This is a genomic window from Corynebacterium sp. ACRPE (assembly GCF_022347435.1).
GTDB classification, from domain to species: Bacteria; Actinomycetota; Actinomycetes; order Mycobacteriales; family Mycobacteriaceae; genus Corynebacterium; species Corynebacterium tuberculostearicum_D.
On sequence record NZ_JAKRNA010000021.1, the window covers coordinates 1 to 19,830 of the forward strand.

Consider the following 19,830-nt stretch of genomic DNA (forward strand, 5'->3'; position numbering starts at 1 on the left):
AACCACGCAAAGCACTCAACTGGCGCACCCCAGCCGAAGTCATGACCAACGCCCTCACACAAACCGGTAGCATCAAACCAAACTAACCATCATCGTTGCAACGACCCCTAGAATCCGCCAAGCCTGCAAAACGGAAACATCCCCCTGCCCCGCGTGCGCGGAGAGGGGGATGAAATCTACCTAGAGGAGATTACTTGGTGTTGGCGGAACCGCCAGCAGCCTCGATCTTCTCTACAGCAGACTTGGAGAACTTGTCAGCGGTGACGTTCAACTTAACGTTGATGTCGCCGTTGCCCAGAACCTTGACCGGCTTGTTAGCGCGGACCAGGCCGGCAGCTGCGATGTCAGCAACGGTGATGTCGCCGCCATCTGCGAACTTCTCGGCCAGGTCAGCAACGTTAACTACCTGGTACTCAACGTGGTTCGGGTTCTTAAAGCCCTTCAACTTAGGCAGACGCATGTGGATCGGCATCTGGCCACCCTCGAAAGCAGCGGAAACCTGCTTACGAGCACCGGTGCCCTTGGTACCGCGACCAGCGGTCTTACCCTTGGATGCCTCACCGCGGCCGACGCGGGTCTTAGGCTTGTTTGCTCCTGCGGTTGGGCGCAGGTCGTGCAGCTTGATGATATCAGCCATGGTTTACTCCCCTGCCACTTCTTCGACGGTGACCAGGTGGCGAACCTTGTGAACCATACCGCGAACGATCGGGGTGTCCTGCTTAACTACGGACTGACCGATGCGCTTGAGGCCGAGAGCCTCAATGTTCTTGCGGTGGTTCGGCTTGGTGCCCACCAGGCCCTTTACCTGTGTAATCTTCAGAGCCATTGCTTATGCCTCCTGACCTGCGCGCTTGCGCAGCATACGGGCCGGGGTGACCTCTTCGATGGACTTGCCACGACGTGCGGCAACCTCTTCAGGGCGGACCAGCTGCTTGAGGCCGTCCACAGTAGCGCGGACGACGTTGAGTGCGTTGTCGGAGCCCAGGGACTTCGACAGGATGTCCTGCACGCCAGCGCATTCGAGCACTGGACGAGCAGCACCACCAGCGATAACACCGGTACCAGGTGCGGCAGGCTTCATCATGACGATGCCAGCTGCGTCGCGACCCTCAACCGGGTGGGTGATGGTGCCGGCAATCATCGGAACGCGGAAGAAGTTCTTGCGAGCCTCTTCAGCGCCCTTCTGGATTGCGGCCGGGACTTCCTTGGCCTTGCCGTAGCCAACGCCAACCTGACCCTGGCCGTCACCTACGACGACGAGGGCGGTGAAGGACATGTTGCGGCCACCCTTAACGGTCTTGGAGACGCGGTTGATGGTCACAACGCGCTCGATGTACTTATCGCGCTCGTTGTCCTGCTGGTTACGACGATCGTTGCGGCGGCCGTTGCCACCGCGGTTGTTCTTGTTGTTCTCGGCGGAGCGTCCGCCGTCACGCTGTTCACGGTCCGACATTAGGCGTTCCTTCCGTTGATGTTTCCGTTGACGATGATCATTAGAACTTCAGACCACCTTCACGTGCGGCGTCAGCCAGCGCAGCGACGCGGCCGTGGTACTTGTAGCCTGCGCGGTCAAATACGACGTGCTCGATGCCAGCGGCCTTAGCGCGCTCGGCAACCAGCTCGCCTACCTTGGCAGCCTTGGCCTTCTTATCGCCCTCGAGTGCACGAACGTCCGCCTCCATGGAGGATGCGGAGACCAGGGTGTGGCCTGCCAGGTCATCGATGACCTGCACGTGCATGTGGCGGGAGGAGCGGTGAAGAACCAGACGTGGTGCCTCAGGGGTGCCACGCAGGGTCTTACGGATACGGAAGTGACGGCGTGCGCGTGCTTCGCGACGACGGGAGGAAATGTCCTTGCCGACTGGAGTGCGCTTGGTGTTTTCAGTGTTTGCCATTGCTTACTTACCCGTCTTTCCGACCTTGCGACGGATCTGCTCGCCCTCGTAGCGAATACCCTTGCCCTTGTAAGGATCGTCCTTACGCAGACGACGGATATTAGCGGCGATCTGTCCGACTAGTTGCTTGTCAATACCGGTAATGGACAGCTTGGTTGCGCCGTCCACTGCGAAGGTAATTCCCTCCGGAGCCTCGATGAGGATCGGGTGGGAGTAGCCCAGGCTGAATTCCAGGTCCTTACCCTTCTGCTGGACACGGTAGCCGACACCAAAGATTTCCATCTTGATGGTGTAGCCCTCGGTCACGCCAACAACGGCGTTGTTCAGCAGAGAGCGGGACAGACCGTGCAGAGCACGGTGCTTGCGGTGGTCATCAGGGCGGGAGACGGACAGTACGCCGTCTTCCAGGTTGATGGCGATAGGCTCTGGAACGTTAACGCTCTGGGTGCCCTTAGGGCCCTTAACCTCAACGTCTTGGCCGTTGATCTTGATTTCGACGCCGTTCGGTACGGCGATTGGTGCTAGACCGACTCGAGACATGTGTCAAACCTCCCTTTACCAGACGTAGGCGAGAACTTCTCCGCCTACGCCCTTCTCCTCAGCCTGACGGTCAGTCAGCACGCCGTGGGACGTGGAAATGATAGCCACGCCCAGGCCGCCCAAGACCTGTGGCAGTTCGGTGGACTTTGCGTACACACGCAGACCCGGCTTAGACACGCGACGCAGGCCAGACAGGGAGCGCTCGCGGTTGTTGTACTTCAGCTCGAGGGACAGGGTGTGGCCCTCGACGGTGTAGTCAGCGATGTAGCCTTCCTGCTTCAAGATGTCGGCAATGTTTGCCTTCAGCTTGGAGGTAGGCATCGACACGGTGTCATGGTGCGCATTACTTGCGTTGCGCACGCGCGACAGCATGTCGGCAATAGGATCAGTCATAGTCATATGAGTGACCGTGTACCTTTCTCGTTGCGGTTCCCGTGCTCACCAAAGCGTTCTCCGTGTGATTTCGGGCTACTCACGCTCCCTACGGTCAATACCGTAAGGCGCTCGCCACCCTTTGATTCAGACAACGGTCCGCTATCTACGGCGAGGGGCCTACAACAAAGTTGATGTTCAGTTCTTGCATCGGCTCGGCGCTTTCTGCAGCTCAGCGCGCCAAAATCCGCATTGATTGGGGCGCGCTGACGCCTCGGCGCAAGCACGAGGTACTATGCTACGCCATAACCTGCGGGTTTCCAAATAATCTGGCGCCTTCATTAGAGTCGAGACCAGCACGAACGTAAATAAGGAGATGGTGATGAGCCAAACACACGAGGACCCCATCCAATCCGCACACGAGTGGCTCGAAGAAGCCGCCCGCCACCTCGGCCTCGATCCCCAAGAGGCAACCGCACTCACCCGCGAAATCCTGGACCTCACCAAGGACGTCGCACACAATCGCTCCCGCCCCGCGGCCCCACTTACTGCCTTCCTCGTGGGTCTAGCATCCGGCAACGTAGAGGAAGCCCGCAGCAATATCGATGTCCTGAAGCAGGAGCTGCAGTAATGGCCGGCCGCAAGAACTCTACTTTTGCCGTCACCAAGGTCCGCCTAGGAGATGGCCTGCAGGTCGATACCCGCGCCGATACCGTCGCCGGCGAGGAACCGCTTGAAATCCGTGTGGGCGGCCAGACCATCACCACCACTATGCGCACTCCCGGACATGACGTGGAGCTAGCACACGGTTTCTTGCATTCGGAGGGCCATATTGCCTCGCTTAGCGACGTCACCGAGGCCCGCTACTGCGCCGGCTCCACCGTCGACGGGATGAACACTTATAACTTGCTCGACGTCGATCTAGCCAAGAAGAATGTGCTCGACCTCAGCGATCTGCGCTTGACCACCACAACTTCTGCCTGCGGCGTTTGCGGTACCTCCTCCATCGAGGCACTAACCAAGCACACCCGGTACCCGATTCCACAGGTACCGGTGGACCCCTATGTCATTGCCAAGCTGCCCGAAGCTCTGCGCGCCGAGCAAAAACAGTTTAAGAAAACCGGCGGCATCCATGCCGCCGGCGCCTTCACCCTAGACGGAGAACCGGTGGTCATCCGCGAAGATATCGGCCGGCACAATGCCGCCGATAAGGTCATCGGTCACCTTCTGCTAGAAGATCGACTGCCTGCAGACGATCTCATCTTGGTAATGAGCTCGCGCGCCAGCTTTGAGCTCGTCCAAAAGGCCGCGATGGCCGGCTTCGGAATGCTGGTTGCCGTCAGCGCCGCCTCCTCCTTAGCGGTGGAAACGGCCCGCGAAACTGGCATGGCACTCGTGGGCTTCGCCCGCGGTGACCGTTTTAACCTTTATTCTGGGGAGCTCGCTTAGTCGCGGTAGGCTTCAGGGCCGCGATTGAGCCACGCGTAGACGCCGCCAACTAAAAGGCCGCCGCCAATAAAGTTGCCGATCCAGACCAGGATCCAATTGAGAGCCACGTTACCAGCAGTCAGGGCTACCGGCACCGGATCGGAAGCGAATAGCGTGATGCTAAACAGGCAGAAGTTCGCGATAACGTGCTCCAGGCCCAGGCCAACAAAGGCGCCAATAATCGGAATGATGACGAAGAACTTAGAGACAATGTCCTTAGCAAAGATGGCGCCGACGATGCCCATATTGACCACAAAGTTCGCCGCGATTCCCTCTACCAGCATTCCCTGCGGGGACTTGGTCAGCTTCCCCTCAGAAAGGGTGACCAACAGATGCGAAGGATCCATTTCAGCGAATTTTGCGGACATACCCATGATGGCCGCAAAGATGACTGCGCCCACCAGATTGAAGAGAGTCGTGATGAGCAAAAGGTAGAAGGCTTTGCCCCACGAAACCTGCTTATTGCTTGCGGCATAGACCATATACATCATGTTTCCCGTGGCCAGATCCGCGCCCAGAATCAAAATGGCGAAGAGCCCGAGGCCAAAGAATAGAGCAAAGGTCACCGCACCCAAGCCTGGTGCTACACCATTGACGGCTTGGCCAACCACACCAGCAAATGCGGTACCGATGCACAGGTACACGCCGGCCAAAGTGGAGCGCACCGCGAAGCGAGAGAAGGATTCATCTAATAAGGTGACCTTCTTGACGGCCGCCGCCTTAGCGGCATCATTGAGAGACATCTTCTACCTCATTAATTAGAGCGAATTAAATCCCTGTAATCTTATCGTGACCACCTGATTCCGCGTCAATTCCGGGTATGCATACCCCTGCGTTGTAAGCTAGAGCTTTCCTATAACCCTTATTTTCTCTTCGGAGGTCGCATGGATTCCCACTACCGGCCGCGGCGGGAACCGAATCGGCTTCCCGCTAATGGGCGCCGCAGCGTTCCATCGCGATCCGACCGCACAGATGCTGATCGCCAGTGGCGCCAGGCCGAAACGCGCACCCGCCAACAACAGCGCCGCCACCCGCCGCGCCGCATTGAGGACACCTCACTTCCCCGGCACCGCCGCAAACCCACCATGTGGGAGCGGATCAAAAAGGTATGGAAGTCCTCCGGCATCCTTCGCGTGGTCACCGGCATCGTTGCCACCGTGTTACTCGCCAGCACGATTAACCGCGTGGTCAACCCTCCAGAGGGACTAGAAACCAATGAAGTCACTGCAGAAGAGGCACCTGCCATCGACCCTTCACCTGCAGTCGAGCTCTTCATCCCAGCTATTGAGGTTCATGCCGATTTTCAAGACGGCTCCTGCCGCGTAGTCAACGGTGCCATCAATCCGGACTCCATGAATGAGGCCTGCACCTATACTGCCGAAGACCGCCCTTATTCTCTGCCGGGCACGACGTCCCAGGACCTCGTGGTCATTGCCGGCCATACCGGTGCGGGAGTGCCAGGCGTTTTCAATAACCTCTACGATGGCTCTGCCAATGAGCACAAGGTTCATCTGGGAGACAAGCTCTACGTGCGGACCCAAAATTCCGGCCAGAACTGGCTCATCTATACTGCTACCGACTTACACGACCCAGATAAACAGGGGCTTTCTGACGACGCCTCTATTTGGGGCGAAGGCCCCATGCCCGGCCGCCTTCTCACCATCAGTTGCATTCAACCTGCGAATCCGCTGGAGCCAGCGGTGCGCAACGCGGTCGTCGGCTGGCAGTATGAGGGCACCACGCACACAGAGGCCGAAAGCGCCTAAGCCACACCCGCACAAGCCGGCGCCTGCGCACCTTTGAATCCAAACTGCTCGGTAAAACTAGAAAATCCCAACGCCCCTTCCGGGGAGTTGGGATTTCTTAGCGCTCTATCTACTTGAACGGGAAGCCGAGCTCGCGCAGGAGCTTGCGGCCCTCGTCGTCGTTAGTAGCGGTGGTAACGACGGTAATGTCCATACCACGAGGGCGGTCGATCTTGTCGATGTCGATCTCGTAGAACATGGACTGCTCGGACAAGCCGAAGGTGTAGTTGCCGTGGCCGTCGAACTGCTGATCAGACAGACCGCGGAAGTCACGAATACGTGGCAGCGCGATGGTCAGCAGGCGGTCCAGGAACTCCCACATACGGTCGCCACGCAGGGTAACGCGTGCACCGATGGGCATGCCTTCACGGAGCTTGAAGTTCGCGATGGACTTCTTAGCGCGACGCAGCTGCGGCTTCTGACCGGTAATAGCGGTCAGGTCCTCGAGTGCGCCGTTGATGACCTTGGAGTCACGTGCGGCTTCGCCAACACCCATGTTGACAACAACCTTGGTAACGCCAGGGATCTGCATGACGTTGTCGTAGTTGAACTCGTCATTCAGGGTCTTGCGGATTTCCTCGCGGTAGCGAGTCTTCAGACGCGGGGTGTAGTTCTCGCTCATTTTTAGATGTCCTTCCCGTTGCTACGCGCGATACGGACCTTCTTGCCGTTCTCGTCGAAACGGTAGCCCACGCGGGTCGGGTTGCCTTCGGAATCAACGATCGCAACGTTGGACACGTGGATCGGAGCTTCCTGGGTAACGATTCCGCCGGACTCGGCGCCACGCTCGGCAGCAGAGTTTGCGACGTGCTTCTTGATGCGGTTAACGCCCTCAACGAGGACCTTGTCACGCTTTGGGTATGCCTCGATGACCTTGCCCTTCGCGCCCTTATCTGGGCCCGAAATGACGATCACCATATCTCCCTTATGGATCTTCATAAGACTAGATCACCTCCGGTGCGAGAGAAACGATCTTCATGAAACGCTTGTCACGAAGTTCGCGAGCAACCGGTCCGAAGATACGGGTACCACGGGGCTCGCTATCGCCCTTGAGAACAACTGCAGCGTTCTCGTCGAAGCGAATGTAGGAGCCGTCCGGACGACGGGTCTCCTTCTTAGCGCGGACGATAACGGCCTTTACTACGTCGCCTTCCTTGACGTTGCCGCCTGGAACGGCGTCCTTGACAGTCGCGACGATGACGTCGCCGATGCCAGCGGAGCGTCGGACAGAGCCGCCGAGAACGCGGATGCACAGCAGTTCACGTGCACCAGAGTTGTCGGCGACGCGCAGACGCGATTCTTGCTGAATCACTATGGGTCTCCTGACCTGGATTGATGTGCGGTAAGATTTCCGTCCTTGCCGCACGCGGTCTACAAACTTGCGATGCTCAAGCCTTGACAACGGACTATGCCGAAGGGTCTCGGACCGGCGGTTCGGAAACGCACCGCTACGGGCCGACCAGCTTTTGCAACCTATACATTCAACCACACGCGCGCACCATTACCAAAACACTGTCTTTTGCTTGCCGACACCCCTCCAACGCCAAAATTTTCCCTGCATTACCCCCGGACACCCCCATAAAGCCTTGTTTCGAATAGGTCAATCCCCCTCGCCCGTCGCATTTAATTGCTCTACCTGGGACTTTAGTTCGCACTTCCAAGCCTGGCGGTGCAACTTTCCGGGCACGCATGTTCTAAATTGACCCAATTTTCACACGTGTAACACATGAAAATTCCAGTTAATTCACGTTTTTGAGGTGACAGTTGGGAACGATGTGACTAATGTGGTTTGCGTCAAGAAAGACATCTGCTTTTTGGCGCGTACCTATATTTCCCGAAGGAGAAACACATGAAGCGTTTGCCACAGACCCTGACCGCTGCTGTTCTGACCGGCGCGCTCGCCTTTGGCGGCGCGGCTGTTGCTCAGGCTCAAATCGGTGACCCAATGTCCGTTACTAAAAACGGCGAGGAATACGTTCGCCAAGACGATAATGGTGGCTCCACGTACATTTACGATAAGCGAGACGAAGACGGAAACCTCGTTGAGCGTAAAGCAATTTCCGTAGAAGAGGCACGACAGATTCGCGACGCAGAGCTCGGAAACGACAATGCTGGCACCACCGACGGTGAAGCCGACACTGACGGTTCGAATGACTCCGAGGGCGCAAACGACTCTGAAGGAAACGGTTCTGAGGGTGGAAATTCCGAGGACTCCGAAGGCTCTCAGGAAAATGTCATCCCAGCCCCAGCTACCATCGAGCTTGAGGATGGCACCGTTTGCTATCAGCACATTCAGGATAAGAGCGTTTACGTCGAGAACAGCAACGAGGTAAACACCGAGATCACCGACGAGACCGTCGGCAAGTGCAAGGATGCCAATGCTGGCACCACCGATCCTGAGGGCTCTTCCGAGCTGAGCGATGCTGCTAAGGCCGGCATCGGCGCTGCAATCGCTCTGCCAATCCTGGGCGGCATTGTTCACTACTTCCTGAACAAGGACGGCAAGACCTGGGTTAAGAGCCAGGATCGTGTAAATGCTGAGCCTACCCCTGAGGAGAAGGCTGAGTCCGAGAAGATCGTCGCTGAGCACGAGGACGAGATCAACGCTCAGCTCGCAGAGCAGGGTCAGGGCAACAACGCTGAAGGTACCGCTCCGGCTGCTGGCGAGTCCGCAGACTCCGCACGTGGTATGTCCGCTGAGACCGGCTCCAACTCCGTTGCACAGGCTCTGGCTGCTCTGGCCGTAGCTGCAATGGTTGCTGCTGGCGCCTTCGCTGCACGCCGCAAGTTCTTCGCTTAAGAAAGAACTCCCCTACTGAGTAGGGTCTGAAACTGAGACTGGCTGTGCCGGTCGGACTTCGGTCCGGCCGGCGCAGCTTTTTGTATGCCTGACTAAAATTGCGGTCACGCAGAGTCAAGGGCCCATCCGAGTTAAGGCCGATCTGATCAGGCTTAATTGAGGTGGAAAAGGCCGATCTGAGGAGTGGTTTTCCTCAGATCGGCCTGATCACTATGGACCTAATGGGATGGCCCTAAGGCAATGGGCCCGAGAGCCCGCCCTTGACCTTTAAAGGATGCGCATTAAGACGCGGATTCGGAAGCCGGCGAGGCTGTCTGTGCAGGTACTGCGGTGGGCTTGGGGTCCACGGTGAAGATATCGGTGCCGGAGCCAATGAGCTCGCCGGGGCGGAAGGCCTCGGTAGGAATAACGGGGCCGGTCTTCTTGGAGTTGGAGACCACCACCGGGGTGGTTACCGGGAGGCCAGCGGCCTTGATGGCGTCGATATCGAATTCGGCAAGGACATCGCCTCGCTTGACTTCATCACCCTTGGTGACGTGGGAGGTGAAGTGTTCGCCCTTGAGGTTTACCGTATCGAAACCAATGTGCATGAGGATATCGATATTTCCCACCGCCGGGTCCTTGGTGCGGATAGCGTAGGCGTGGTGAGAGGGGAAGGTGACGGTGATTTTGCCGTCGGCAGGCGCAACCAGCTTGCCCACGGTCGGCTCGATTGCCACACCCTGGCCCAGCTTGCCGCCAGCAAACATGGGGTCACTGACCTGAGAAAGTGGTACGGCGGTGCCCTCCAGCGGGGAGAAGATGGTGCACGCATCGTCGGCAGCTACCGCAGCCGGGGTGGCTGCGGCGGCCTGCGCCTCAGCTGCAGGAGGGTTGACCTCATCCGGATCGATGGAGCCATTCTTACGAATGAGGACCCGTCCATAGAGGTACGCGCCCACAAAGGCGACTACGAAGGAGATAACGCCGCACAACAGGAAGGTCGGGACGAAGCGTGGGACGGAGACGAAGCCGATGAAGCCGGCGGCACCGAGGGCGTCGGCAAGCACGCCAAAGATGGCGATGAAGGCAGAAGAAATAGCAGATGCCGCCATGCCGATATAGAACGGCCAGCGCAGGCGCAGGTTCACGCCGAAGATGGCGGGCTCGGTAATGCCAAAGAGTGCGGAAATGCCGGAAGCACCGGCCAGGCCCTTGAGCTTTTCGGAGCGGGCCAAGAAGTACACGGCGAGCGCGACGCCACCTTGGGCGATATTGGCCATGGAGGCAATCGGGAAAACGAAGGAGCCGCCCTCGTTCCACAGCATCGTCTCAATCGGCGGGAAGGATTGGTGCAGGCCGGTAATCACAATCGGCGAGTAGACGAGGCCGAAGAGGAAGCCGGCGACGGGACCGGCAAAGTCATAGAGGTTGGCCAAGCCCATGCCCAGCCACTCGCCGGCCGTGCGCAGGATGGGGCCCAAGCCCATGAAGGTCAGGAAGCCAGTAATCAGCAGGGTCAGCAGCGGGGTGAGCATGAAGTCCACCGTGCCCTTGAGGTGCTTGTGCAGGAATTTCTCTAAGGTGGCGAGAATCCACGAAATCACCAGGATGGGCAGGATGGAGCCCTGGTAGCCGGCCTGGGCGACGTCGAAGCCGAAGATGTTCCAGTAGGACATCTCACCGCTTTCAATCGCTTCAGCCACGCTGTAGCCGCTGACCAAATCGGGCATGACCATCGCCATGGCCATGCCGGCACCAAGGAACTCGTTGCCACCAAAGCGCTTCGTCGCGGTAAAGCCGACGAGGATGGGCAGGAAGGCGAACGGCGCGGCGGCGAGCAAGTTAACTAGCCCGGCAAAGCCTTCCCACGCCGGGAACATCTCGATGACGGATTTATCGCCAAACAGGCCTTCGGCCGTCAAGACGTTATTGAGAGCCATGAGCAAACCGCCGCCCAGCAGGATGGGGATGAGCGGAACGAAGATATCCGCCAAGACTTTGACCGCACGACTAAACCAGTTGCCGGATTCGGCGGCGATGTCTTTCAAGCGGTCGGTGGATACGGCCACGTCCTTGGAAATGAGGTTGGTCATTTCCTGGAAGACGATATTGACGTCGCCGGGACCGACGATGACCTGGAACATACCGCCGGCCTCAAAGGTGCCCTTGAGGTCGGGGTCATTATCCAGCGCGGCAGTGTCTACCTTGTCAGAATCTTGCAGCACCATGCGCAGGCGCGTGGCGCAGTGCGCGAGTGCGATGATGTTGTCTTCGCCGCCCAGTGCTTTTAGCGTGCGGGCGGCTACTTCCTTGTGGTCCATAGAAGAGCCCTTCAGTGTAATGGCTCACATCCGAATACCGGACGTGACTGCTTATTTCCATTACAGCCGGAATTCGGGCCTAAGTCCACACATTCGGGCGGAGTGTTGGCAACTTCACCGGCTTCGGGTACACCTACCCGCGCGGCTCCCACCCCTGCCAGGGGGACTCGCCAAACACAGCGAAGGACGCGGCGATGCGACCGCCACCGGCGTATACCTCGACGGCGCAGCCATCAGCAATCAAGCGCATCTCGCCATCCGGGCAGTCGATGGGATCGCCGCCGTTAAAGGCGATGGTGCCGTCACGTTGGGTGACGCGGAAGGCTTCGTCCCCGGCGGCGTCGATAAGAGCAAAGGAGCCTTCGCCCTTGATATCGATGGTGGAGCCAAAGCCTTCGCGCCCTTGGGTCTCCGGCAAGGCGGACCACAGCGGCTCTTGGTGCAGGTAGTTGTCCTCCAGCCAGATGCGGCGGGGCAGCGTCAAGGTATGGACCCAGCCTTCCGTTGGGGTGTCATCCTGGGCGGGCATGCCCATCCATCCCAGGAGGATGCCGTCCTCGGTGGCCTGGGGCGCATAGAACTGGGTGCCATGATCCAGGAGGGTAAAGCCGCGCTCAATATGGAAATCCAGGCCATCGAGCGTGCCCACGATATAGCCGCAGCGGTCTGTTTCTGCCTGGGGGCAGAAGATGAGGACCTGCTTATCGCCCAAGGTAAGCAGGTTGGGGCACTCCCACATATAACCGCCGGGCAGCTGCGAGGGATCGTCGAAAGAAATCTCGCCCTGGAATTCCCATCGGGCCAGGTCCTGCGAGCGGTACAGCACAATGGTGCCGCGCTCGTCTTCGGTCTGGGCACCGATGACCATCCGCCAGCCATCGCCATCGCGGGTGATCTGTGGATCCCGGAAGTGCCCCGTATAGCCCTCCGGGGAGTCCGGAATGAGGGGATTATTCTCGTCGCGGAGGTAGATGCCACCCTCCGGGCCCGAAGGGTCTATGGCGCGCACGCGGTTCTGGGACGGGATGCGGCGGCCATCCTCTTTCAGGTTGCCTGTGTAGAACAGCCAGACGTCGGTGCCATCGACCACCGCACCGCCCGAGTAGCAACCATCCTTGTCATAGGGCAGGTCCGGATACAAGGCATCGGGGTGGTGCTGCCACGGCGTGGGGGCCGATACGCTCGCCGTCGCATGCCCCCAGCCCGTGCGCTTGGGCTTGCGGGGAAAGGCCGGGTCGTGCTGGTAGTACACGTGCAGGGTATCGCCATCCACAAAGACGCCATTGGGATCATTGAGGCGGCCTTGCGGCGGGGCGAGGTGAAAATTGGGACGGTAGTTCATATCACCGATACTATGGAAACATGACTATTCATGTGTGCGGTGAAGGCCTCGTGGACCTCGTTCCGGTGGCCCCTGGCAGCTTGAACGACCACACGCCGGCGCTGGGCGGCGGGCCGTTTAACGTGGCCATCGCGGCCGCCAGACTGGGAGCAGACGTAGAGTTCCAGTCGCGCCTTTCTACCGATGGTTTCGGGCAGGAACTCGTTGGTCGCCTTGAGGCAGAGGGGGTAACCACCACTCACCTCCAGCGCGGTGACGAGCCCACAACCTTGGCTGTTACCACTATCCATGAGGACGGCTCGGCCTCCTATAACTTCTATATCGAAGGCACGGCCGACCGCCTGGTCGAGCCACAGCTGGTGCCGGCCGATATCGCATGCTTCGGCACGGTCTCCCTCGCCCTTGAGCCGGGAGCCTCCCGCTATGCGCAGCTGCTCAAGGACTTTGCCGCGCAGGGAACCCTGGTCGCCCTCGACCCGAACATCCGCCCCTTATATGCCACTGCGGAGCACCGCGAATTCTTGGCTGAGCTTCTCCCCTACGTGACTTTGTTGAAGCTTTCTGATGAAGAGGTGGAGTTCTTGGGCGACGACCTCATTTCGCAGGTTCCCATCGTAGTGGTCACCCGGGGCGGCGAGGGCCTGAGCGTTCGCGCGGGCGATACGTCCCTTACGGTGCCGGCCGCGCGGGTCACGGTCACCGATACCATCGGCGCCGGCGACACCATTATGGCCGCCCTGCTGACCCAGATTGATGAACGCGGGCTCGACGCCGCTGCCCTTGCCACCCTAGACCCGGCGCAGTGGAAGGACATCTTGTCCTTCGCCGTAACTGCCGCTGGCATCACCGTTTCCCGCAAGGGTGCCAATCCCCCGCGCCGCGAGGAAGTAGAGTCTTCGCTATGACCTATACCAAGCGCACGCTGTGGCTCCACGCCGCGCTCTTTGTCCTCGCATTTCTCGCATTCATTCTGCCTGTAGTCTTTGGCACCGCCGCACTGCTGCCTGTTTGGCTCACCGGCGGCTTGAGCTTGGGCATTGCTGCCTGCGCGCTTGTCGACGCCGCCTATAAGTTTTTCGCCCCCTCTTCCCCGCGCAGTCTGCGCTTGCTCTCCGGCCTCGCCGGGCTCGTACTCCTTATTGGCTGGGGAATCTGGGTCTATATCTACGGCAATATGGCCGCCGTAGGCACAGGCTCCTATCGAATCGGCACCTTTTTGCTCGGCGCGGGAAGCGTGCTCAATCTTTTTGTAGTGGCAATTTCTTTTCTAGATGTACAACGAAAGGTCAAATAAAGCGTCTAGCACACAGCCACTATTGGCAGCTCTCCACTAATGCGCCGCTACGACGCGGCGGGGAACGATAATGGGGGCATCGCCAAGCGGATCCTCCCAGGCCTCAGCCTCGATGCCATAGGCCTGCGCCAATACCTTCGGCGACAGCGCTTGTTTCGGTGCCCCACGAGCGATGATATCGCCGGATTTCATCACCACCATGGAATCAGAATAGTGGCCCGCCAGCATGAGATCGTGTAGGACTACAACCACTGTCTTTCCCGCCTGCGCCTGTGCGCGGGCCAACTCCAGCATGCGCATGGCATGGGCAGGGTCGAGGAAGGTCGTGGGTTCATCGAGAAGCAGCACGGGCGTATCTTGTGCCAGGGCCAACGCCAGCCAAACGCGCTGGCGCTGCCCGCCCGATAGCGAAGCGATATCACGATCGAGGAAGTCCACAATCTCGGTAGCCTCGCAGGCCCGCGCAATGATCTCCCGGTCCGTCGCGGAAAGGCCGCGCATCCTCCCCTGATAGGGATGACGCCCGCGCGCGACCAACTCCCCCACCCGCAGCCCATCGGGGGCCACGGGGTGCTGTGGCAGTAGCGCCACCTGCTGCGCGGCATCCTTCGCGGACATGGCGTGTAGGTCAGCTTCCCCGACCATGACGCTGCCCTGCCGCGGGGCCAGGATTTTCGAGAGAGTTTTCAGCAGAGTGGACTTGCCGCAGCCATTCGGCCCAATGAGCGTGGTGACTTCGCCGGCGCGGGCGTACAGATCAACGCCGGCAAGGATATCCTCGCCATCCTTATATCCCGCATGAATGCCGGTGGCGTGGAGGCTGCACCGAGGCTTTGGGCTCGTGATCTGTTTAGGCTGATTAGGCCGATTATCCTTCATTTCTTTTCCTTCATCCACGTCTGAGTGTCTAGCACCATCTGGCGCCGTGCTTATCCATTCCCCTGCTGTGCCGCGGCACAACGTTTAGCTGCGCCCGGCCGCATTCCACACCAATATCACCAAGGCGCAGCCGCCGATGACCGAGGAAACCGCACCCACCGGTGCATTTACCGGGATAGCACCGGCGATCACAGCACACACGGTCAGCAATGCGGCACCCGCGGCTGCCGATGCCAGCGGCGATGGTGTAGGGGTGCGCGCCACCATCCGCGCCAGGTGCGGCGCTAGCAGCGCGATAAAACCAATGGGTCCCACCACCGAGACCACCACGGCACTGATACCGGTTGCCGCAATAAGCAGGAGGGTGCGCTGGCGGGAGATATTCACGCCCAGGGTGGTTGCGGAGGAATCATCATGGGCAAGCAGCGGCAGCTCCCGCGCGCACCAGATGCCGATGGCGAGAAACGGCGCTAATGCCACCAGGAGGGGGAGGATGACCTCCATGTGCACAAATCCAGTCGATCCCGCGAGCCAAGTCTGCGCCTCCGCAGCGCGCAGGATCTGGGCGCTGCGCATTAAATACGCGACGATGGCTTGAAACATCAGCGATAACGCAATACCGACGATGACGATGCGGTTGCTCGTACCGATGCCACCCAAAACAGCGAGGAGGATGACAACGAGGAGGGCGCCGATCATCGACAAGCATGCCCGCCACCAAAACTCCGGGATACCCTCGGCGAAACTGGGGCGCGAATGCACGGTGCCCAAGACCACCAGCACCGACGCCCCGCCGGTAACGCCTAAAATATCCGGGGAGGCCAGCGGGTTACGAGCCATGGTTTGCGTCCAAGAACCGGCCAAGCCGAGGGCGGCGCCCACGATAACGGTGGCGATGGCAACCGGCAGGCGCAAGTCCCACACCACCCTGATGTGGTTCTTGCTGCCGCCTCCGGTGAGGACATCGATAACCTGCCGCGGACTCAATGCCATGGGACCTTGCCCCAGTAGCACTAGGTACGCGCTAAGGGCGATGAGGATGAAAGCCAGCGTGGAAGCGAGCACGCGCACGTGCCGGCGGCGTTGTTGAGCTTTTAAAATATTGCTGATTGCGGTCATGCTTTATTGCCCCCATGCTCTGCCCACGCCGCGGTGAGCACCCCAAATGAGGAAAGGTGCGCCCACTATCGCGAGGACGATCGACATCTCCAGCTCCGAGTTACCCGCAATGAGGCGGCCGGTGATATCAGCGGCAAGCACGGCACAACCGCCCAAGAGCGCGGAGGGCAAAAGCAAGGTGGCAACGCTAGGGCCCACCACCCGCCGCACGATGTGGGGAATGGCAAAACCGACGAAGGCAATAGGACCCGTTGCTGCCGTTGCGCTGCCAGCCAACACCACGACGCTGAGCGCCGCGCCCACCCGCGCGGTAGTGGGGGACCCACCCAAGGTGAGGGAGGACTCCTCCCCCATTGCCAGAAGGTCGAGGGGTCTAGCCACCATCGCCGCGCACGCTACGCCAACAACTAGCCCTATGCCCGCGATCGCGACATCTTCTGGGCCGCGGCCAAAGGTCGAGCCGATAGTCCACCGCCGCATGCTATCGAGGACGTCCGTGGAATATAGACCGATGATCGTCGCGCCCGATCCCAAAGCTGCGGAGACGCCGGCGCCCACCAGAATGAGCGTCAGGGGATCCTCAAACCGCCGCGATACGGCTAAGACCAGCAGCGTAGTAATACCCGCGCCAACGAGCGCGAGGGTAGTCCGCATACTGGTGGAGGTAGCAATACCAATGGCCGTGCCTAAGGCAACGAAGAAGGACGCGCCCGCGGTAACACCAATAAATCCTGGATCCGCTAACGGGTTTCTGGTCCACGATTGCGCCAGCACACCTGCCACAGCAAGGGCCGCGCCGGCGAAATAAGCCAAGAAGGTGCGCGGCATGCGCAGGTTCCACACGATATCGCGGATATCCTGCTCCCCTGCCCCGTGCAGGGCAGCGATAACCTCCCCGGGCGGAATCGAGCGGGATCCCACCGCCAAAGACGCCACCGCCAACACCAGGCTGGCGAGAATGAAGGCGACAAGGAGCACTTTATGACTCTGTGCCCGCGCCACTACCGTTGCGGGGGTGCCGGTGGTCGTAGGACTATCTGCTGCGGAATCCGCCTGGATTTGTTGGCCGTCCATCGTGGTTGCTGACAATTACAGCTTCTCTTCAAATTTATCTACTGCCCAGGGGATGGTCACCGGATTGGGCATACTCATGGCATTGCCGGTATCGGTATCCAAGTAGCGCACGCGACCCTCCTTGACAATGTCGAGGCCTTGGAAGGTCTTATCCTTCTTCAAGGCATCGGAGGAGCCGTTGTAGTCCAGGACAAAGAGGTAATCAACCTGGTTAAGCTTCGCGTAGTTTTCTGGGGCAATGTCGACGAAGAAGCTGCCGCCATCGCCCTGCAATGCATCGGGGATCTCCATGCCAAGGTCCTCGATAAATTGTCCACGCCCATCCTCCTCGGTGTATAGGCCAATTTTGCCGTCATAAGGCATGACGATGGCCGCAGACTTATCCTTCAATTCCGCGTGCTCGTGGCGGAACTCCTCGAAGGCCTTTTCGGTGTCATCGATAAGCTTATCGCCTTCGTCTTCTTTGTCCACCGCATCCGCGATGGTCTCTACCTGCTTTTCCCAGGGTACCTGCCAGTCTTCATAGCCGTTCGGCTTGACGGTGGTAGGCGCGATTTCTTCCAGGGATCCCTTCGTGCGTGCATCCACCGTCTGGTTCACCGCAATGATCTGGGTGGGGTCGGCCGCGGTGACCTGCTCAAAGGTATCCGCCGTAAATCCGGTCGCGGTATTATAAATCACCTCAGGCTTTGCGTCGCCCAAAAGTTCCTCTGCCCAGGGGCCGACGCCAGAAGGGTCGCCATCGCCCTCAGCACCCCACGGCGCCACCGTTACGGGAGTGATCCCCAGGGCAAGCAGCGTGTCGGCATCACCTAGACCCAGGCTAGCCACGCGCTGCTCGCTGGCAGCGTCGGTCGCCTGAGCTGTTTCATCACCATCACCACGCGAGCAACCGCCTAAAGCTACGGCTCCGGCGGAAAGCATTGCGACTGCGCCCATGGTGCGACGGCCGAAAATCTTCATGAGGTTAAGCCTTTCAATAAAGGAGGAAAATAACCTTGCTTACCCTATAACGCATAGCCCCGATTAGGCAAGGCTAAACTAAACTAGTAATTTTTTAGACACATGAACCCTTCCTTACGATCGGCCCCAATGTCTGCACACGACCTCATCCCCGTTACTTTGACCGCCAATAAACAGATACGTCCGCGCTTGCACCGGCTCACGTTCTACGCCGAGGCTTTCCGGACATACACCCTCTCTGGCCCCGATGAATTCTTTGGACTCGTCATGCCCCGAGCCGAACAGGAATTTACACCCTTCCCCGTCGACGGCATAAACCTCCGCTCGGCTGTGAGCGCGATCGACGAGGAGAGGAGGCCGGACCTGCGCTGGTACACCATCCGCGCGCTCCACTCGGAGGAGGCCACAGTCGATGTCGACGTGGTGACACACGGTGATTCAGGACCTGGCTCGCGGTGGATTCGCCGCGCACAAGCCGGAGATACAGCGGGATTCTTCACCTGCAACGCCCTGTGGCGGCCAACCGAGAAGCCACAACTTCTAGTCGCCGACGCATCCTCCTTGCCCGCGCTGCGGCACATTTTGGCCTACCAAGAAGACCATAACCCGGAAATGCTTCGGGCCACCGACGTTATAGCCGTGGTTACCAGCAACGACGAGGTAGAACCAGGCCTCGCAGCTAGATGGGAGGCGAGCGTACGCAGCCTGCGAAGTATTCATACCCAAGCGCACGAGGAGGCGGAGGCTGTCGTTGCCGCCCTGAGAGCGGACTATGCCGGTGCGCTGGGGCCAGGGTACGTATGGGCTTCCGGCGAGGGGAGGCTAGCAAAAAGCGTGCGAGGCCTCGCGGTGAATGAATGGGGCCTAGATACCACCGACGTCACGTGGGTACCCTACTGGTTTTATGGAAGGGCCCGGCCGTAAAGAAGTCCTAAAACGGCAAAGGCCCCGCCCCGAACCATAAGATTCGGAGCAGGGGCTGCGCTGGCTAATTTTTACTTAGCCTTCTCGATGATCTCAACGAGACGGAAGTGCTTGTCCTTGGACAGCGGGCGGGTCTCAGCGATGCGTACGAGATCGCCGATGCCTGCGGTTTCTTCCTCGTCGTGCGCCTTAACCTTCTTGTTAGAGCGCATGATCTTGCCGTACAGGGCGTGCTGCTTGCGGTCTTCCAGCTCGACAACGATGGTCTTGGTCATCTTGTCGGATACTACGTAGCCGGTGCGAACCTTAGGAGCGCCCTTGACCTTCTCCTTCTTCGGAGTAGGTGCCTTCTTGGAATCAGTCACGTTAGCCTCACTCATGATTAAGCCTCAGCTCCCGGAGCAACGGACAGGCCCAGCTCGCGCTCGCGCAGAACGGTGTAGATGCGGGCAATGTCGCGCTTAACCGTGCCGATGCGGCGGTTGTTGGTCAGCTGGCCAGTGGCCTTCTGGAAGCGGAGGTTGAACAGCTCTTCCTTCGCATCCTTCAGGCGGGACTGCAGCTCAGCGTTGTCGAGCTCACGGAACTCGTGGGCGGGGGTACCGGTTGCCATTAGAACTGGTCCTCCTTCTTGATGATGCGGACCTTGCAAGGAAGCTTCTGGCCTGCACGGCGCAGAGCCTCAATAGCAACGGCCTCGGTTGGGTAGCTCATCTCGAAAAGTACGCGGCCTGGCTTAACGTTAGCCACCCACTTCTCGACCGGGCCCTTACCGGAACCCATACGAACGCCAAGCGGCTTCTGGGTCAACGGACGGTCCGGGAAGATGTTGATCCACACCTTGCCACCACGCTTGACGTGGCGGTTGATGGCAATACGTGCGGCCTCAATCTGACGGTTGGTGATGTACGCCGGCTCGAGAGCCTGGATAGCGTAATCGCCGAAGTTGATGCGGTTACCGCCCTTGGACACGCCGCGACGGTTCGGGCGGTGCTGACGGCGGTACTTAACACGCTTAGGAATCAGCATGGA

26 protein-coding genes are annotated in these 19,830 nt (G+C 59.5%); 7 read left to right on the forward strand and 19 right to left on the reverse strand.

What is annotated here, in order from left to right; genetic code table 11:
• Positions 1-190: 190 nt before the first annotated feature.
• From rplO to rpsH, 6 genes are read right to left on the reverse strand one after another with little or no spacing between them, the layout of a single operon-like run.
• The gene (rplO, locus tag MHY13_RS09490) at positions 191-637 is read right to left on the reverse strand and encodes a 50S ribosomal protein L15 (protein WP_005322777.1); all 447 of its coding nucleotides are present in this window, start codon (positions 635-637) and stop codon (positions 191-193) included.
• A gap of 3 nt (positions 638-640) precedes the next feature.
• Entirely contained in the window at positions 641-826 is a 186-nt protein-coding gene (rpmD, locus tag MHY13_RS09495) for a 50S ribosomal protein L30 (RefSeq protein ID WP_023020587.1), read from the reverse strand.
• A 3-nt stretch (positions 827-829) separates the two neighbouring features.
• A complete protein-coding gene (gene rpsE, locus MHY13_RS09500) occupies positions 830-1,453 on the reverse strand; it encodes a 30S ribosomal protein S5 (RefSeq protein ID WP_005322780.1) in 624 nt (207 codons plus the stop codon).
• Between the two features lie 40 nt (positions 1,454-1,493).
• Positions 1,494-1,895 carry a 50S ribosomal protein L18 gene (gene rplR, locus MHY13_RS09505; RefSeq protein ID WP_005322788.1) on the reverse strand — a complete coding sequence of 134 codons (402 nt, stop codon included), beginning with the start codon at positions 1,893-1,895 and terminating at the stop codon, positions 1,494-1,496.
• Between the two features lie 3 nt (positions 1,896-1,898).
• Positions 1,899-2,435 carry a 50S ribosomal protein L6 gene (gene rplF, locus MHY13_RS09510; protein ID WP_005322792.1) on the reverse strand — a complete coding sequence of 179 codons (537 nt, stop codon included), beginning with the start codon at positions 2,433-2,435 and terminating at the stop codon, positions 1,899-1,901.
• 15 nt (positions 2,436-2,450) lie between these two features.
• Entirely contained in the window at positions 2,451-2,834 is a 384-nt protein-coding gene (gene rpsH / locus MHY13_RS09515; RefSeq protein ID WP_005322799.1) for a 30S ribosomal protein S8, read from the reverse strand.
• 355 nt (positions 2,835-3,189) lie between these two features.
• On the opposite strand from rpsH, the gene MHY13_RS09520 reads away from it, so the two are divergent.
• Together MHY13_RS09520 and fdhD are read left to right on the forward strand one after the other, a co-directional pair.
• Entirely contained in the window at positions 3,190-3,438 is a 249-nt protein-coding gene (locus tag MHY13_RS09520; RefSeq protein ID WP_005328008.1) for a DUF6457 domain-containing protein, read from the forward strand.
• Entirely contained in the window at positions 3,438-4,256 is an 819-nt protein-coding gene (gene fdhD, locus MHY13_RS09525) for a formate dehydrogenase accessory sulfurtransferase FdhD (RefSeq protein WP_239282959.1), read from the forward strand. Before MHY13_RS09520 ends, fdhD begins: the two co-directional genes overlap by 1 nt.
• Here the strand turns inward: fdhD and MHY13_RS09530 are convergent.
• A complete protein-coding gene (locus tag MHY13_RS09530) occupies positions 4,253-5,038 on the reverse strand; it encodes a formate/nitrite transporter family protein (RefSeq protein WP_239194925.1) in 786 nt (261 codons plus the stop codon). The genes fdhD and MHY13_RS09530 overlap by 4 nt on opposite strands.
• Before the next feature lie 141 nt (positions 5,039-5,179).
• On the opposite strand from MHY13_RS09530, the gene MHY13_RS09535 reads away from it, so the two are divergent.
• Entirely contained in the window at positions 5,180-6,061 is an 882-nt protein-coding gene (locus tag MHY13_RS09535) for a hypothetical protein (protein WP_239282960.1), read from the forward strand.
• A gap of 109 nt (positions 6,062-6,170) precedes the next feature.
• Here MHY13_RS09535 and rplE read toward each other — a convergent pair whose 3' ends face one another.
• From rplE to rplN, 3 genes are read right to left on the reverse strand one after another with little or no spacing between them, the layout of a single operon-like run.
• Complete coding sequence (gene rplE, locus MHY13_RS09540) at positions 6,171-6,722, reverse strand: 50S ribosomal protein L5 (RefSeq protein ID WP_049358620.1); 552 nt, start codon at positions 6,720-6,722, stop codon at positions 6,171-6,173.
• Between the two features lie 2 nt (positions 6,723-6,724).
• The gene (rplX, locus tag MHY13_RS09545) at positions 6,725-7,039 is read right to left on the reverse strand and encodes a 50S ribosomal protein L24 (protein ID WP_023027809.1); all 315 of its coding nucleotides are present in this window, start codon (positions 7,037-7,039) and stop codon (positions 6,725-6,727) included.
• 4 nt (positions 7,040-7,043) lie between these two features.
• Positions 7,044-7,412: a 50S ribosomal protein L14 gene (rplN, locus tag MHY13_RS09550; RefSeq protein WP_005322812.1), complete on the reverse strand. Its 369-nt coding sequence runs from the start codon at positions 7,410-7,412 to the stop codon at positions 7,044-7,046.
• A 537-nt stretch (positions 7,413-7,949) separates the two neighbouring features.
• On the opposite strand from rplN, the gene MHY13_RS09555 reads away from it, so the two are divergent.
• On the forward strand, positions 7,950-8,900 hold the full coding sequence (locus MHY13_RS09555) for a hypothetical protein (protein ID WP_239282961.1): 951 nt from the start codon (positions 7,950-7,952) through the stop codon (positions 8,898-8,900).
• A 281-nt stretch (positions 8,901-9,181) separates the two neighbouring features.
• Here the strand turns inward: MHY13_RS09555 and MHY13_RS09560 are convergent, their stop codons facing one another.
• A complete protein-coding gene (locus MHY13_RS09560) occupies positions 9,182-11,203 on the reverse strand; it encodes a sucrose-specific PTS transporter subunit IIBC (protein WP_239282962.1) in 2,022 nt (673 codons plus the stop codon).
• Between the two features lie 133 nt (positions 11,204-11,336).
• Positions 11,337-12,545: a glycoside hydrolase family 32 protein gene (locus MHY13_RS09565; protein WP_239235159.1), complete on the reverse strand. Its 1,209-nt coding sequence runs from the start codon at positions 12,543-12,545 to the stop codon at positions 11,337-11,339.
• A gap of 20 nt (positions 12,546-12,565) precedes the next feature.
• On the opposite strand from MHY13_RS09565, the gene MHY13_RS09570 reads away from it, so the two are divergent.
• Both MHY13_RS09570 and MHY13_RS09575 read left to right on the forward strand, forming a co-directional pair.
• Positions 12,566-13,450, forward strand: coding sequence for a carbohydrate kinase (locus tag MHY13_RS09570; RefSeq protein WP_239282963.1), 885 nt, complete (start codon positions 12,566-12,568; stop codon positions 13,448-13,450).
• Positions 13,447-13,839 carry a multidrug transporter gene (locus tag MHY13_RS09575; protein WP_049378870.1) on the forward strand — a complete coding sequence of 131 codons (393 nt, stop codon included), beginning with the start codon at positions 13,447-13,449 and terminating at the stop codon, positions 13,837-13,839. The genes MHY13_RS09570 and MHY13_RS09575 overlap by 4 nt, the downstream gene beginning before the upstream one ends.
• Before the next feature lie 36 nt (positions 13,840-13,875).
• Here MHY13_RS09575 and MHY13_RS09580 read toward each other — a convergent pair whose 3' ends face one another.
• From MHY13_RS09580 to MHY13_RS09595, 4 genes are all read right to left on the reverse strand, one after another.
• A complete protein-coding gene (locus MHY13_RS09580) occupies positions 13,876-14,718 on the reverse strand; it encodes an ABC transporter ATP-binding protein (RefSeq protein ID WP_239282975.1) in 843 nt (280 codons plus the stop codon).
• Positions 14,719-14,802: 84 nt separating this feature from the next.
• Positions 14,803-15,837: an iron chelate uptake ABC transporter family permease subunit gene (locus MHY13_RS09585; RefSeq protein WP_239282964.1), complete on the reverse strand. Its 1,035-nt coding sequence runs from the start codon at positions 15,835-15,837 to the stop codon at positions 14,803-14,805.
• Between the two features lie 3 nt (positions 15,838-15,840).
• Positions 15,841-16,926, reverse strand: a complete 1,086-nt coding sequence (locus MHY13_RS09590) for an iron ABC transporter permease (protein ID WP_239282965.1) — start codon at positions 16,924-16,926, stop codon at positions 15,841-15,843.
• A complete protein-coding gene (locus MHY13_RS09595) occupies positions 16,927-17,874 on the reverse strand; it encodes an ABC transporter substrate-binding protein (protein WP_239282966.1) in 948 nt (315 codons plus the stop codon).
• Positions 17,875-17,976: 102 nt separating this feature from the next.
• Between MHY13_RS09595 and MHY13_RS09600 the strand changes: the two genes are divergently transcribed.
• Positions 17,977-18,798, forward strand: coding sequence for a siderophore-interacting protein (locus MHY13_RS09600; RefSeq protein WP_239282967.1), 822 nt, complete (start codon positions 17,977-17,979; stop codon positions 18,796-18,798).
• A 71-nt stretch (positions 18,799-18,869) separates the two neighbouring features.
• Here MHY13_RS09600 and rpsQ read toward each other — a convergent pair whose 3' ends face one another.
• The 3 genes from rpsQ to rplP are packed head-to-tail and all read right to left on the reverse strand — an operon-like array spanning position 18,870 to position 19,827.
• Complete coding sequence (gene rpsQ, locus MHY13_RS09605) at positions 18,870-19,178, reverse strand: 30S ribosomal protein S17 (RefSeq protein WP_005322841.1); 309 nt, start codon at positions 19,176-19,178, stop codon at positions 18,870-18,872.
• A gap of 2 nt (positions 19,179-19,180) precedes the next feature.
• Positions 19,181-19,411, reverse strand: coding sequence for a 50S ribosomal protein L29 (gene rpmC / locus MHY13_RS09610; protein WP_005322842.1), 231 nt, complete (start codon positions 19,409-19,411; stop codon positions 19,181-19,183).
• Positions 19,411-19,827, reverse strand: a complete 417-nt coding sequence (gene rplP, locus MHY13_RS09615; RefSeq protein ID WP_005322843.1) for a 50S ribosomal protein L16 — start codon at positions 19,825-19,827, stop codon at positions 19,411-19,413. The genes rpmC and rplP overlap by 1 nt, the downstream gene beginning before the upstream one ends.
• Positions 19,828-19,830 lie beyond the last annotated feature (3 nt).